Source organism: Acinetobacter sp. AOR18_HL, assembly GCF_027855145.1.
GTDB classification, from domain to species: Bacteria; Pseudomonadota; Gammaproteobacteria; order Pseudomonadales; family Moraxellaceae; genus Acinetobacter; species Acinetobacter pittii.
This window is the reverse complement of sequence record NZ_JAKTIG010000023.1, coordinates 117,670-131,007: the sequence shown is the minus strand read 5'-3', so window position 1 is coordinate 131,007 and position 13,338 is coordinate 117,670. Positions and strand designations below refer to the sequence as shown.

The following is a 13,338-nucleotide window of genomic DNA, read 5'->3' as shown; positions in this document are numbered from 1 at the left end:
TAACTTGTCGCGTTGATCAATGCATTTGGTCGGAAAATCAACGGCGCTAATTTGCACTTTTTTTTGGTTTGGGGAGGTAGTCAGCAGTAAATTCACCGATCGGCATTTCAAAGAAAAAATGGTGCGCTTCTTCTTTTTTACAATTCAACCAGTCATTTCTGTATTTATCAGGAATAACAATAATAGATCTTTTCTCATCTTCTGGCTTATGGAACTGGTTCATAAAAGGATGATTGTCGGCATTAATGGTCAGCATCGACATAGATCTTACTTGCTGCCCATCAATCACAGTCGAATCATAAATAGCAGCTACTGTAAAAGGTAAGCCATCTTCTCGATAAATTCCCCATCTTTCCGCTTTTCCATTCACATATCTCGGTTCATAAATTTTTTCGACTGGGATTAAAGCAAACTGACTTTTAGCCCAAGCATGTCGGAAGCTCGGCTTTTTATCTACTGTCTCAGTTCTGGCGTTGTATGTGAACTTGGAAAACTTAAAATCATGGTTCCATGGAGGAATCATACCAAACTTTACTTGGCGCCATTCGATATGGCCATTTTTAGAAAAAATAAGAGGGCAGTCATAACCCGGATAAACATCGGCTTTATAATCAAAAGTAGGTTCGAAGAGATCTAAAAGGTGTACCCGGTCTTTTGATATAGTTTCATAGTTCGCACACATAAAAACATCCTTGTTTTTTTAAATTAGTATGTACGAGAGTTGAATTTTTTTCTAATAAAAAGTTAAGCTCTCATACGTGTTTTTATAATTTCATTTATCTCTTTATAGTAATCCTTCATTAACTCATAGAGTTCACTATAGTTGAGAATCCTGTCAATCATTTTGCCAGTTACTTTATCTTTTTCTTCAACAAAACCGGCATTACTATAATTACTTTTTAATACACTATAGTAGTTTTGTACCAACTTTTCTTTTTGGCTATCTTTAGATAAAAATGAGAAAATTATTGTAGAGTCTGCCCAACCAGTATTACTAATATTTTTTAACTCATTATAAATTGGTAAATAAATATTAGTGGCGAAGTCTTTATTAAGATGAAGGAACTCATTAGCTAAACTATGATATTCCAATAGTAATTCTTTTAGTCTTATTTCGTGCTTGTTGTAATCAAGATATCTATGAAGATGTATACTAAATTTTTTTAGATTTTCATTTTCTGTTTCTAAAGGTTCTCTATATAAAGAATGAGAAAGGTAAAATCCTTGCTTGTTAACATATGCATCGTGAATAGCAATAATCCTATTACAGACGGCTTCAATATCATTTTGAAATAAACAAAGATTCTCATCACTTTGTTTTAAGAGTTCTACATCAGTGTCAAAATTTTTCTGATCTTTCCACGCGTCATATGCATAAATTACAACAAAACTTGCATATAATGTTGCAACGACACCTAACATTGAAAGATATAGTGCCATATAATCTTTTATTATCGTATTGTCATCAGCAACCTCTAAAAAAACACTACCGCCCCAAAATGTATTAATAATTACTGTGCCAATTAGTAAAAGAAGGCCTAAGCAACCAAATGCAAAAATTAAAAGATGGTTCTTTGCAAAATTTTTAAATTTATTTTTAAATGTATCTTTCATAAACACGCCTTTTTGTTTGAAATCTTTAATTGGAGAGTCAGGATTTTTAATTAAACATTCCAGATGTACACATAATCCGCCCATTATTGCATCATTTTTATTTAGCTTCGTATTAAGCTAATAACTATAAAATTATTATTCAAGCCTAATGACCAGCCTGACTCTTTATAGAATGGCTCACCATATTTTATTGTGTGCTCGATATAAAAATAGACCCAGTCTCTCATTTGCAAATTCTCAATTTTTCGGTAAGCGATTTAATCTCTAGGACCATCTTAACTACCCCAACTATCAACAATATCGGCCCAATCTTGCAACATTTTTCTTCTACTTTCTAAATACTTGGCATGGTTATATGTGGCACGAGTCTTGTTTCCATCTGCATGTGCTAATTGTTTTTCAATCCATTTGTCATCGTAATCTTTTTCATTGAGTAATGTGGAAGCTGTGGCACGAAAATCATGAGCAGTTACGTCAGATAAACCAATGTAATCAAGCATTTTGTTCATTGTAGTAGCTGATAACATCCCATCTTGATAAATCGCAGGAAATACATATTCACGATTACCAACAATATTGCGTTGTTCTTGAAGAATATTAAAAACTTGGTCAGACATAGGAACGATATGAATGCTTTTCTTTTTCATCATCTCTTTTGGGAATGTAATTGTTCTAGCTTCAAAATCAACATATTCCCATTTCATGCGGCGGATCTCGATAGTCCTAAGCATAGAGTAGAGCATTACAAGGCCAGCATTCTTAACTGTAGTAGATCCACCATAGTTATTTAATTTATTTCTAAGTTGTACAGCCTCATGTTTTTCCATGGGTCTGGCATGTTCTATTTCAGGACGTTCTACAACGTTTTTAACGGCATAGGTTGGATCATAGTCGGCTCTAAGTGTGGCGATTGCATAACGCATTACGCCACCAATAAAAGTACGATTTTGAATTGCTGATACTTCGCCAGTACCATGGTTTTTTTGACGCTTAACCCGTGCAATCGTCTTTTTCATAATTGTCAAAACATCAGCTGATGTAACTTCTTTAATATCTTTATCACCAATAACTTTTAAAATATCTTTATCTAAGGCGCGTTGAAACGCTTCTTGATATCTTTCTGAACGATTATTTAGTTTTTCAGCTTTATATTCTGCAGCAACATGTTTGAAGAGCACTCTATTTTCATACTCGTCATGCTTAGCCTTTTTCTGCTTTTCTTTATCTTCGACTGGATTTATGCCGCTTGCTACTAATGATTTAGCCTCATCCCGTTTTGTGCGTGCTTCGGCTAAGCCAATAATAGGGTACTCACCTAAACTCATCATTTGAGTTTTCTTAAGCCACTGGAAACGATAGCGCCAATACTTCTTTCCATTAGGTTTGATTTCAATACACAACCCGTCCGAATCACCAATTCTATAAAGCTTTTCTTTTGGTTTTGCACTTCTGATTTTTGAGTCGCTTAACATGAAATCTTGAGTATCCATTTTCAAATTTTAGGGTCATACTCAAAATGATACTCAAGATTAATGATTTTGCATAGTTTGTCTAGATTTGCTTAGATTTGTATTTTTAATAATTTTCAATAATTTGCAGATTTATAAATTTTGCTAGATTTTTTTAGATTTGCTTAATACTTCTTTTCGATCATTAGAAGCATGATGAACTTAACCTCATGATAGTTAATATATATTTAATAAGTGACTAGAGTATTACTCAAAATGTTACTCACTTTTTAAAAAGTACTTTTATTTGATCAAATAAAAAGCCGCTTTCTAAACGGCTAATATAACAAAAAAAGAAGTAACCAGTTTAACTATTTCATTCGTTAGAAATTTGCAGAAAAAAGGCTTTGTGAAGGGGAGCTTTTTAAAATTACAGATAAGTACAAATTAGGCAGAATAAGCTTCTATTGGAAATAAAAATTATTCTGCCTTGTTCGTAAAAGAAGATTAAATCTTACGTGTGTTATAAATCATCCAATCTAAAACATCGCCAGACAAATGTTCAGCTAGTCTTTCTTGAACAGTTTGATGATAACTATTTAACCAGTCTTTCTCTTCATTCGTTAGCAGATCAACAACGATACAATCTAAATGAATCGGACAAAGGGTCAGCGTTTCAAACTCTAAGAAATCGCCGTAGGTTTTCACAAAGCCAGAGTGAAGTTTGTTTGCAACCAGATTCTCAATACGAATACCGTATTGTCCCTCATGGTATAAGCCCGGCTCGTTGGAAAGAATCATTCCTTCACGCAATTTACTGTAGGCATGTACAGGCGCGTAATAAGAAAGAACTTGTGGACCTTCATGAACATTAAGCGCAAAGCCTACACCGTGGCCTGTTCCATGTCGATAATCTAAACCATGTTGCCATAAAGTATGGCGACAAATTGAATCGAGTAGAGGAGCAGCTAAACCTTCCGGATAAATCGTTTTTGCCAAGGCAATGTGACATTTTAAAACCAATGTGTAGTCACGTTTTTGTTGCCCTGTTGGCGTGCCTACAGGAACAACACGAGTAATATCCGTTGTTCCATCAACATACTGGCCGCCAGAGTCAATGAGTAATAGACCATCACCTTCGATAAATGAATAGTGCTCTTCAGTTGCACGGTAGTGGGGTAGAGCACCATTAGCATTAAAGCCAGCAATCGTTGAAAAACTCGGTCCTATAAATCCATCTTGCTGAGCACGGAAAGCCGTAATTTTCTCATCAATAGTCAATTCTGAAATGCTTTCACCATGATGAAGCGTTTTTTCTAACCAGTGAAAAAAGTGACAAAGTGCAACACCATCTTTAAGCATGGCATGACGGATATGAGCTATTTCACTTTCATGTTTACGCGATTTAAAAAGTGTACTTGGGTTGATGTCGTAGACAACCTGAATATCTTTTGCGATAGCTTGCTCATGAAAAATCGAGACTTTGGCTGGATCTAAAAGTACAGAGGTATCAGAGATATTCGATAAAAACTTAGCGGTATCTTCGTAGTTACGAATTTCAATACCATCGGCTGCTAAAGCTTGTTGAATGCTTACATTAACTTTTTCAGCATCAATAAAAAGAATAGCTTGCTCTGCATTAATATATAAATGAGAAAGAAAAACAGGGTTATATTCTACATCTTGCCCGCGTGCATTTAGGACCCATGCAATATCATCTAAAGATGAAATAAAATGACCCGCAATATTCTTGTTAGCTAAGCTTTCGCGAATTGCCTGAATTTTTTCTTTACGAGAGAGGGCATTTAATCCTTCAGGCATCAAATGGATTTTTTCTGAGGGAAGTTCTGGACGGTCTAACCAAATCTCTCCAACTGAATCTTGCTGGGTTTCAAGTTTATAGTGATTAAGTCGTGCAGTATGTTCGAGCGCCTTAAATTGTTGAATGGATAATGTTTGGCCATTTACTGAAATGACTGAACCAGTTGGTAGATTTTTCTCAATCCATGCGAGATGTGTAGAAGTTTGATCACTGGTCAGTTTTTGTAATTGAAAGCCAGTTCCAGCGAGTTGTTGTTCTGCTTGTACCCAATAGCGACCATCCGCCCATAGACCTGCAAACTTTTGGGTCACAACAAGCGTACCAACCGAACCACTAAAACCGCTTAACCACTGCCTTGCTTTCCAGTAGTCTGGTAAATATTCTGACATATGGGGATCGGCACTCATCACAATCAAAGCATCAATATGCTGATTGCGCATGAGTTGACGAAGTTTCTCAAGTTTTTCTGGAACAGTTAAAACGCTCATATAGTTTCCAACTCAGGTTGAACTTTACTGGTACTTTTGTTCATTAATCTATTAATAGGTTTCTTTAATAAAAATAACACGATTGCACCAACGACTAATGCCAAAACGCATCGCATAAAGAGATTCGGTAAATGATCAATATTATCTGCTGATACATTCCCGCCAATTAAGCCAGCGATAAGATTACCTAAAGCTGTGCCAGTAAACCATAGCCCCATAATTTGACCGCGTATAACATCAGGTGCAAGTTTAGTCATGGTTGATAATCCAATTGGGCTTAAGCACAGTTCTCCTATGGTAAGTAAAAATAAAGTTCCTACTAACCAAAATGGTGAAACTAGGCCGCCAGCAATTGCGAAACGACTAGCAAAAGACATAACAAGAAAGCCACCTGCTGCGAATAACAATGCAATAATAAATTTGCTGATATAGCTTGGGTCTTTATTTGATTTACCCAGTCTTGCCCAAAGCCATGCTGCAACTGGGGCAAAAATAATAATAAATAGGGCATTAATTGATTCAAACCATACAGTTGGAATCTCAAATCCAAAAAACATACGATTTGTATAGTCTTGTGCAAATAAAGTAAAAGTTGTGGGCTTTTGTTCGAAAGCTGACCAGAATAGGGCAGAGGCTGCTAATAAAACAAAACAAATAATAATTTTAAATTTGTCATGCTGCTCTAAATTCAGGAAAAGCAGTAAATATGCAAAATAAGCAATAATCCCAATACCAATCCCAACTGTTAAATAAGTTGCTACCTCGACCGGATTGATATGAATGACACCAAATAAGGTAAGAACAATAACGACTGCAACAGATAGTAAGAAGGAGAAAGCAATTTTTGGTGCATTTTTGTTTTGTACGACAGGTTTATTCCAATTGTCATTTTCTTGACGCAACTCATTAAAAGTTTGTAGCTGAGGAACAGCCAATACACGAAAAATAAGTAATGCAACTAACATCCCAAGGCCACCGATTCCAAAACCTAAGTGCCAGTTATGATCACGTGCTAATAAGCCTGTTAGAAGAGGAGCAATAAAAGAACCTAAATTAATTCCCATATAAAAAATGGAGAAACCAGCATCTCGTCTACTATCCTGAGCTTTATATAATGTTCCGACAATCACTGAAATACAGGTTTTAAATAATCCGGTACCTAAAACAATAAGGACTAAACCGAAATAAAAAAAGAATTGATCAAAAATGGTAGTGAGGGCAATAGATAAATGACCTAGTGCAATAATAATAGAACCATACCACACCGATCGTGCCTGACCTAACCAGTTATCGGCAATCCAGCCACCAAAAACGGTCATTAAATACATAGATCCAGCGAATAACCCAACAATTGCGGCTGCAGTTGGACGGTCAAGACCTAAACCACCGTCATTAACCATTGCAATCATATAAAGAACGAGTAAAGGCCGAATACCATAATAAGAAAATCTTTCCCAAAGCTCTGTAAAAAATAAAGTTTTTAATGGTTTTGGATGGCCGAAAAAAGCTCTGTCATATTGTTCGAGTTCATGCTTCATTTCAAATCCTTTGAACATATTTGTAGTTTAGATAAAACAAAACTTTTAGTTTGTTTAATTATAAAAAAAAGTTATGTTTTATTTTTTAGATTTTTTAAAATGAAAAAGCAAGTTGGTCATGTATAAAAAAGGTATATAACAAATGGTAAAAAATTAGAAAGTTGAAATTATCAGTTGAAAAGATTTCTCTTGGCGCACCAAAGCTGATCAGACCAGCCCTAGCGTAAAACTACGATAAGAAAAATTAAATTAACACTTTAAAACCTCAACCTTTCTATGGATGGGCAGTGAAGAGTAGTAATTGATATTATTTAAAAAAATTGTGTAGAGTTACTTAGAAATCGTATTTATGTTCAAAATTTTTTGGCAAGGGCATACTGTAGATACCATCGTCTAATTTAGAGATTAATAGTTCTATCGGGAATAGATTATTATTTTTAAGGATTACAGTAAGAAAGTCAGATTTCTATATAAGAAAGTATTATGATCACAAATTACTGTTAGATATTGATGCGGTGATTCATATTGGCGCAACAATTTTGCACTAAATTAGGGCGATTGCGAGCTATTCTTGTATGCCATAATTTGAAAATGTCTGAATATGGTGCATTTAACAATGCAAACAGTATAATGGGTTCAAGACAAGGGGCCTAAATCATGGATAGTTATAAGCAATTCAATGTTTTAGGTAAGTCTTATAAAGTTGGTATGAGAATTGCTATATAAATACCAGCAACTAACACGCACTTAACAAGTGCAACAAAATTTCATTGGAGCAAAATGAGCATGGCGAACAAGGTCCTTCAACTCATACAAGAAAGTGGCGCAAAATGGGTCGATTTTCGCTTTACTGATACTAAGGGTAAAGAGCAGCACGTAACTTACCCAGCTGATTCTATTGATGAAGATACTTTTGAAGACGGTAAAATGTTTGATGGTTCTTCAATCGCTGGTTGGAAAGGCATTGAAGCATCTGACATGATTTTACGTCCAGATGCGGAAACTGGTTTTATCGACCCGTTCTTTGCTGAACCAACTGTAGTTGTGACTTGTGACGTTATTGAACCTTCAACTGGTCAAGGTTATGAGCGTGACCCACGTTCGATTGCTCGCCGTGCAGAAGAATACTTAAAATCTACAGGTATCGGTGATACTGCATTCTTTGGTCCAGAACCAGAATTCTTTGTATTTGACGAAGTGAAGTGGGACATCGATATGTCTGGCGCTCGTCATACATTAATCGCTGAAGAAGCTGCTTGGTCTACTGGTAAAGACTACGAGTCTGGTAACTCTGGTCACCGTCCACGTGTTAAAGGCGGTTACTTCCCAGTTCCTCCAGTTGATTCTTCACAAGATATGCGTGCAGAAATGTGTGCAAAAATCGAAGACATCATGGGCCCAGGTCGTGTAGAAGTACATCACCACGAAGTTGCTTCTTGCCAGTTAGAAATTGGTGTGAGCTTCAATACTCTTGTTCGTAAAGCTGACGAAGTTCAACAGTTCAAATATGCTGTTTGGAACGTTGCACATCAATATGCAAAAACAGCTACGTTTATGCCTAAACCAATGGTAGGCGATAACGGTTCTGGTATGCACGTTCACATGTCTATCTCTAAAGATGGCAAGAACTTGTTTGCTGGTGATGAATATGCAGGCCTTTCAGAAATGGCGTTGTACTTCATCGGTGGTATCATCAAGCACGCTCGTGCATTGAATGCAATCACAAACCCATCTACAAACTCATACAAGCGTTTGGTTCCTCACTTCGAAGCACCAATTATGCTTGCTTACTCAGCGCGTAACCGTTCTGCTTCTATCCGTATTCCATACGTTTCTAGCCCTAAAGGTAAGCGTATCGAAGCTCGTTTCCCAGACCCAATGATGAATCCGTACTTAGGTTTCGCTGCATTGTTAATGGCTGGTATCGACGGTATTCAAAACAAGATCCATCCGGGCGAAGCTGCTGATAAGAACTTGTATGATCTTCCTCCAGAAGAAGAAGCAAAAATCCCAACAGTTGCTCATAGCTTAGATATGGCTCTTGAAGCACTTCAAGCAGATCACGAGTTCTTGTTAAAAGGCGGCGTGTTCACTAAAGAAATGCTTGATGCATACATTGAACTTAAAACTGAAGATGTACGTCGTCTTAACACGACTACTCACCCAGTTGAATTTGATATGTACTACAGCTTGTAATACATATTTTGTAAAAAAGCCTGCTTATGCAGGCTTTTTTATTGCTTGGAATGTTGATTGAATTCTCTACGTTTTTTATCAAAAATTTGGAGTAAACTAGGTGCGAGTTTTCATGTGAGCAGATTATGCGTAAACGACAACCAGTACTTAAACAGGAAAAGACTTTAAATCCTGAGTTGAAAACATGGTTGTATGCTTCTGGTTCTCTGACTCAACAACTCACTGAGCTTGGTGGTGGCCAGTTTAGTGTGAAGCCCTTTAAAGAGCACTTTCAGCGTTTAACTTTGGCAGATAGTCAATGGATGAACATGCCTCATGCTCATACTTCATGGGTTAGGGAAACCTATTTATATGGCTGTGAAGCAGAGCCGTGGGTGAAAGCAAAAAGTATTTTTCCAATTCAAAGTTTACAAAAAAAAGCGCGTATATTTCAGCGCATCGGTTCTAAACCGATTGGCTTTTTTCTATTTCAAAGAACAACTCCGCTTTGTGACCGTCGTGTCATTCGTTTGCCAGAAGGCTGGACGCGACAAAGTTGCTATACTTGGCATGGATGTAAATTTATCGTCCAAGAAACATTCTTACCGGCTTTTGAAGCTTTTTTAAATCAGCAGCACGACAAGGAATTACTATGACGACTGCAACAGGCACAACATGGCGTCAGCGTTTAGAAGCTTATTATTATCTATGTCGATTTGATAAGCCAATTGGTACTGAACTGGTGTTTTGGCCAACCATGTGGGCACTTTGGGTTGCATCAAAAGGAATACCTGATTTAGGTATTTTATTTGTCATGATTTTAGGCGTCATTTTTATGCGCGCTGCTGGATGTGCGATTAATGACTTTGCTGATCGTAAAGTAGATGGTCATGTAGAGCGAACAAAAACGCGCCCTTTAGCAGCAGGAGTGATTCGCGCAAGGGAAGCCGTATACGTATTCTTGGGCCTTGTTTTAGCAAGCGCATGTCTTTTGTTCTTTTTACCTATAGAAACTTTTTATTGGTCATTTGGCGCATTATTTTTAGCGTTTATTTATCCATTTATGAAACGCTATACCAATTTACCCCAAGTATTTTTAGGCGCAGCATTTTCATGGTCAATTCCTATGGCTTTTACCGCGGTAGGTAAAACTCCAGATTTGACTTGCTGGTTGCTCTATTTTGGTAATTTGGCTTGGACTGTGGCTTATGACACTCAATATGCAATTACAGATCGTGAATATGATTTAAAGATTGGCGTGAAATCTACAGCTATTCTTTTTGGTCGATATGACATCCAGATTATTGCTCTTTTACAAGCAGCTAGTCTTGTTTTGATTGGTACTGCACTATATTTAGAAAATATTTTATTCCCCTGGGCAATTATTGCTTTAGTTGTAGTGGCTTTTGATTTTGTATATCAAACAATTAAAACCAAAGACCGCAACCCTCAAGTATGTTTTTGGGCATTTCGTCACAATCGTTGGGTTGGATTAATCATTTTTCTAGGAATATTTTTAAATTTCATATAGTAAAAATGACCGTGAGGTTGAAAAGTGTTCTATGCAGAGCACTTTTTTTATGTCTTAATATTTGTGCATAAAAATATGCGGAATAAATAACACATAAAAAGGATATTCTATGAAACGGTCAAAAATTGCTTTAGCTATAACATTATCAATTTCAGCACTATTTCTTACAGCGTGTAATGACGATGATGATGACTATATTGGTGTAAATCCTGATAAAACTTATGTTTCTGAAAAATCCTATTCTAAGGATACCTTAAGTGGTGCTTCATCTATAAAAGTGATGACATATAACATGGTGAATGTACAAGGGAAAACAGCTGAAGCAACTGCTTTAGTCATGTTCCCTAAAGTTGCTCAACCGAAAGATGGTTATCGCGTAGTGGTATGGGAGCACGGCACAGTAGGTGTAGGGGATAGTTGTGCACCAAGCAACAATACGATTAATCCACGTTTTAAAATTCTAGCGGATACTTTATTAGCTGCTGGTTATGTGATTGTGGCACCTGACTATGAAGGTTTAGGTACTAGAGGCATGCATCCATACCTTAATTTAGGAAGTGAGGCTAAATCTGCAATTGCAGCAGTTAAAGCTGCTAAAGATCATTACGGTAGTCAGTTAAATAGTTCATGGATGTCAATTGGGCAGTCTCAAGGAGGCCATGCTTCATTAGGAACAGCTGAATTTGCTAATAACGACACTAACTACAAAGGAGCTGTTGCAACAGCACCAGCTTCTAGCCTTGGCGATATTATTTCTAAAATTGCTCCGCAAGCAATTAGAGACATTCTTCAGAAAGAGCAGGCTGGTACCGCACCTGTTGGTACGGCTGTGGAAGTGTATGCCGAGCTACTTGCATATGCTGCATATACCACAGTGGGTATTACTGCTTATGAACCTAAATTTAATTATCGTGCAATCTTTCAACAACGTTCTCAAAGTATAGCTGAGTTTGCAGAAGGCACTACGGGTGAAAATGGAGTCTGTTTAACTGATTTGCATAATAAATTTGCAGATGATATTCGAGATTTTCTTGCGACTAATACTGGTAAAACAGTTCTAGATTATCCAGGCCTAGCTGGTAATTTCCAGGAGAATCCAACGGTACAAAAATTCTTGGTAGATAATCAACCTGCTACCAAAAAAATTAATTCACCAGTCATGATTGTTCAAGGTACTGCGGATATGGCTGTACCATATCCTGTTACTAATGCCTTACAAGAGGGACTTAAAAAAATGGGAACTGATGTGACATTTGTACCTGTTGTTGGAGCTACCCATACTCAGGCGATTGTATGTAGAAATGCTGAAATTTATCAATTTGTTCAATCTAAGATGCCAGCTAAAACAAATATAGTGCTTGATCCATCAGTAATAGATGCTAGTAAGAATGTTGAATGTACTGGAATAGCACAATAATTTTTTGTATTTAAAATCTTCAAATTAAAAAGGTCCTGAAAAGGGCCTTTTTTGTTATATTGTTACACAGTTTGATTTGATACTATTTGAGTTTGAAGAACTTATGAGCCAGCAACCTGTTGAAAAAAAATCTGTTCCTTGGTTATTAATGGGATTAGGTTTACTTATTCCTTTTCTAATTATTGGAATACTTTTCTTGGCTGCAAAAAGCGATGCTAAGAATAAAAAACAATATGAACAACAGCGTTTAGAGATGGCAAAAAGAATAGCTGAGAAAGAAGCTGCAAATTCTGAATCGAAATAGCTTGTTAATGAATATCCTTTTGTAATTGGCGTACAGTAGGAATATTTGTGTAACGCTTTACAAGGTAGCCTGCTTCAGTAAGCATTTGATCACGAATACGGTCTTCTTCTACTTTTTCAAGATGGGTAGGGTCATCTAGTTCAATGATGGCCATGACTTCCATCTTGTCGTTGAGCACAACAAAGTCAGTAACTTTACGATTGAACTGACTACGAATTTTATAGTCATTACTGGTAATTAATGCGCTAAACGCCACTTGTGCTAACACATGATAATTTGGAAAACTTTGTTTTAAACGTATAAACATTTGAGTTTCAAAGTTTGTAATGACAGGGCGAGCAAAGAATTTTTGTTTTGGAAATAAATAAGGGCGTAAACAAACAAGAAGAAAAATACAGGTGCTTACGCAACCTAAAACAATAAAAAATAAGTGACTCGATTCGAACATGTGAAGGCATCATACAAATAAAAACCCACTCATGATGAGTGGGTTTTTAAGAATCTTGGCTCTCCCACCTGGGCTCGAACCAGGGACCTGCGGATTAACAGTCCGTCGCTCTACCGACTGAGCTATGGGAGAATCTGGAAAAGGATTTTAGGCAGGAAAGAGGGCTGGGTCAAGCCTTAATAACAGAATTAGAGTGAATATCTAATCGTTTGGTTTAAAAATACTCGAAACATTGATTTTATTCAAAATAATGAAAAATTATTAAATCATTAGAAAAGAAAAAACCCGCAATAAATGCGGGCTTTTAGAATCTTGGCTCTCCCACCTGGGCTCGAACCAGGGACCTGCGGATTAACAGTCCGTCGCTCTACCGACTGAGCTATGGGAGATTAGTAGATGGCTCTCCAACCTGGGCTCGAACCAGGGACCTGCGGATTAACAGTCCGTCGCTCTACCGACTGAGCTATTGGAGAATCTGATGCGCATTTTATGGATGAAATCTAAAAGCGTCAATAAGAATATTAAAGAAAATGAATCGTTTGCTTGATTAATA

11 protein-coding genes and 3 tRNA genes are annotated in these 13,338 nt (G+C 36.8%); 5 read left to right on the top strand and 9 right to left on the bottom strand.

Features of this window, described 5'->3' with window-relative positions:
* Window positions 1-46 precede the first annotated feature (46 nt).
* From MKL51_RS05755 to MKL51_RS05735, 5 genes are all read right to left on the bottom strand, one after another.
* The gene (locus MKL51_RS05755; RefSeq protein WP_270904197.1) at window positions 47-682 is read right to left on the bottom strand and encodes an SOS response-associated peptidase family protein; all 636 of its coding nucleotides are present in this window, start codon (window positions 680-682) and stop codon (window positions 47-49) included.
* Between the two features lie 62 nt (window positions 683-744).
* Window positions 745-1,698 carry a hypothetical protein gene (locus MKL51_RS05750; protein WP_270904196.1) on the bottom strand — a complete coding sequence of 318 codons (954 nt, stop codon included), beginning with the start codon at window positions 1,696-1,698 and terminating at the stop codon, window positions 745-747.
* A 191-nt stretch (window positions 1,699-1,889) separates the two neighbouring features.
* Window positions 1,890-3,086, bottom strand: a complete 1,197-nt coding sequence (locus MKL51_RS05745; protein WP_270904249.1) for a tyrosine-type recombinase/integrase — start codon at window positions 3,084-3,086, stop codon at window positions 1,890-1,892.
* Between the two features lie 483 nt (window positions 3,087-3,569).
* Window positions 3,570-5,372, bottom strand: coding sequence for an aminopeptidase P family protein (locus tag MKL51_RS05740; protein WP_270904195.1), 1,803 nt, complete (start codon window positions 5,370-5,372; stop codon window positions 3,570-3,572).
* Window positions 5,369-6,928: a peptide MFS transporter gene (locus MKL51_RS05735; protein ID WP_080759597.1), complete on the bottom strand. Its 1,560-nt coding sequence runs from the start codon at window positions 6,926-6,928 to the stop codon at window positions 5,369-5,371. Before MKL51_RS05735 ends, MKL51_RS05740 begins: the two co-directional genes overlap by 4 nt.
* A gap of 762 nt (window positions 6,929-7,690) precedes the next feature.
* On the opposite strand from MKL51_RS05735, the gene glnA reads away from it, so the two are divergent.
* The 5 genes from glnA (at window position 7,691) to MKL51_RS05710 (ending at window position 12,337) form a co-directional block, all read left to right on the top strand.
* Window positions 7,691-9,106, top strand: coding sequence for a type I glutamate--ammonia ligase (gene glnA / locus MKL51_RS05730; RefSeq protein ID WP_002052696.1), 1,416 nt, complete (start codon window positions 7,691-7,693; stop codon window positions 9,104-9,106).
* A gap of 125 nt (window positions 9,107-9,231) precedes the next feature.
* Window positions 9,232-9,741, top strand: coding sequence for a chorismate--pyruvate lyase family protein (locus MKL51_RS05725; protein ID WP_032005265.1), 510 nt, complete (start codon window positions 9,232-9,234; stop codon window positions 9,739-9,741).
* Complete coding sequence (gene ubiA / locus MKL51_RS05720; RefSeq protein ID WP_000205468.1) at window positions 9,738-10,616, top strand: 4-hydroxybenzoate octaprenyltransferase; 879 nt, start codon at window positions 9,738-9,740, stop codon at window positions 10,614-10,616. The genes MKL51_RS05725 and ubiA overlap by 4 nt, the downstream gene beginning before the upstream one ends.
* Window positions 10,617-10,725: 109 nt before the next feature.
* Complete coding sequence (locus MKL51_RS05715) at window positions 10,726-12,033, top strand: alpha/beta hydrolase (RefSeq protein ID WP_000830588.1); 1,308 nt, start codon at window positions 10,726-10,728, stop codon at window positions 12,031-12,033.
* 103 nt (window positions 12,034-12,136) lie between these two features.
* The gene (locus tag MKL51_RS05710) at window positions 12,137-12,337 is read left to right on the top strand and encodes a hypothetical protein (RefSeq protein ID WP_000082753.1); all 201 of its coding nucleotides are present in this window, start codon (window positions 12,137-12,139) and stop codon (window positions 12,335-12,337) included.
* 4 nt (window positions 12,338-12,341) lie between these two features.
* Here MKL51_RS05710 and MKL51_RS05705 read toward each other — a convergent pair whose 3' ends face one another.
* The 4 genes from MKL51_RS05705 to MKL51_RS05690 form a co-directional block, all read right to left on the bottom strand.
* Window positions 12,342-12,785 (bottom strand): DUF2726 domain-containing protein, encoded by a 444-nt coding sequence (locus tag MKL51_RS05705; protein WP_005068176.1) that lies wholly within the window; start codon window positions 12,783-12,785, stop codon window positions 12,342-12,344.
* A 56-nt stretch (window positions 12,786-12,841) separates the two neighbouring features.
* Window positions 12,842-12,917 (bottom strand) — tRNA-Asn (locus MKL51_RS05700).
* 181 nt (window positions 12,918-13,098) lie between these two features.
* Window positions 13,099-13,174, bottom strand: a tRNA-Asn gene (locus tag MKL51_RS05695).
* A gap of 8 nt (window positions 13,175-13,182) precedes the next feature.
* Window positions 13,183-13,258: transfer RNA gene (locus MKL51_RS05690), tRNA-Asn, on the bottom strand.
* Window positions 13,259-13,338 lie beyond the last annotated feature (80 nt).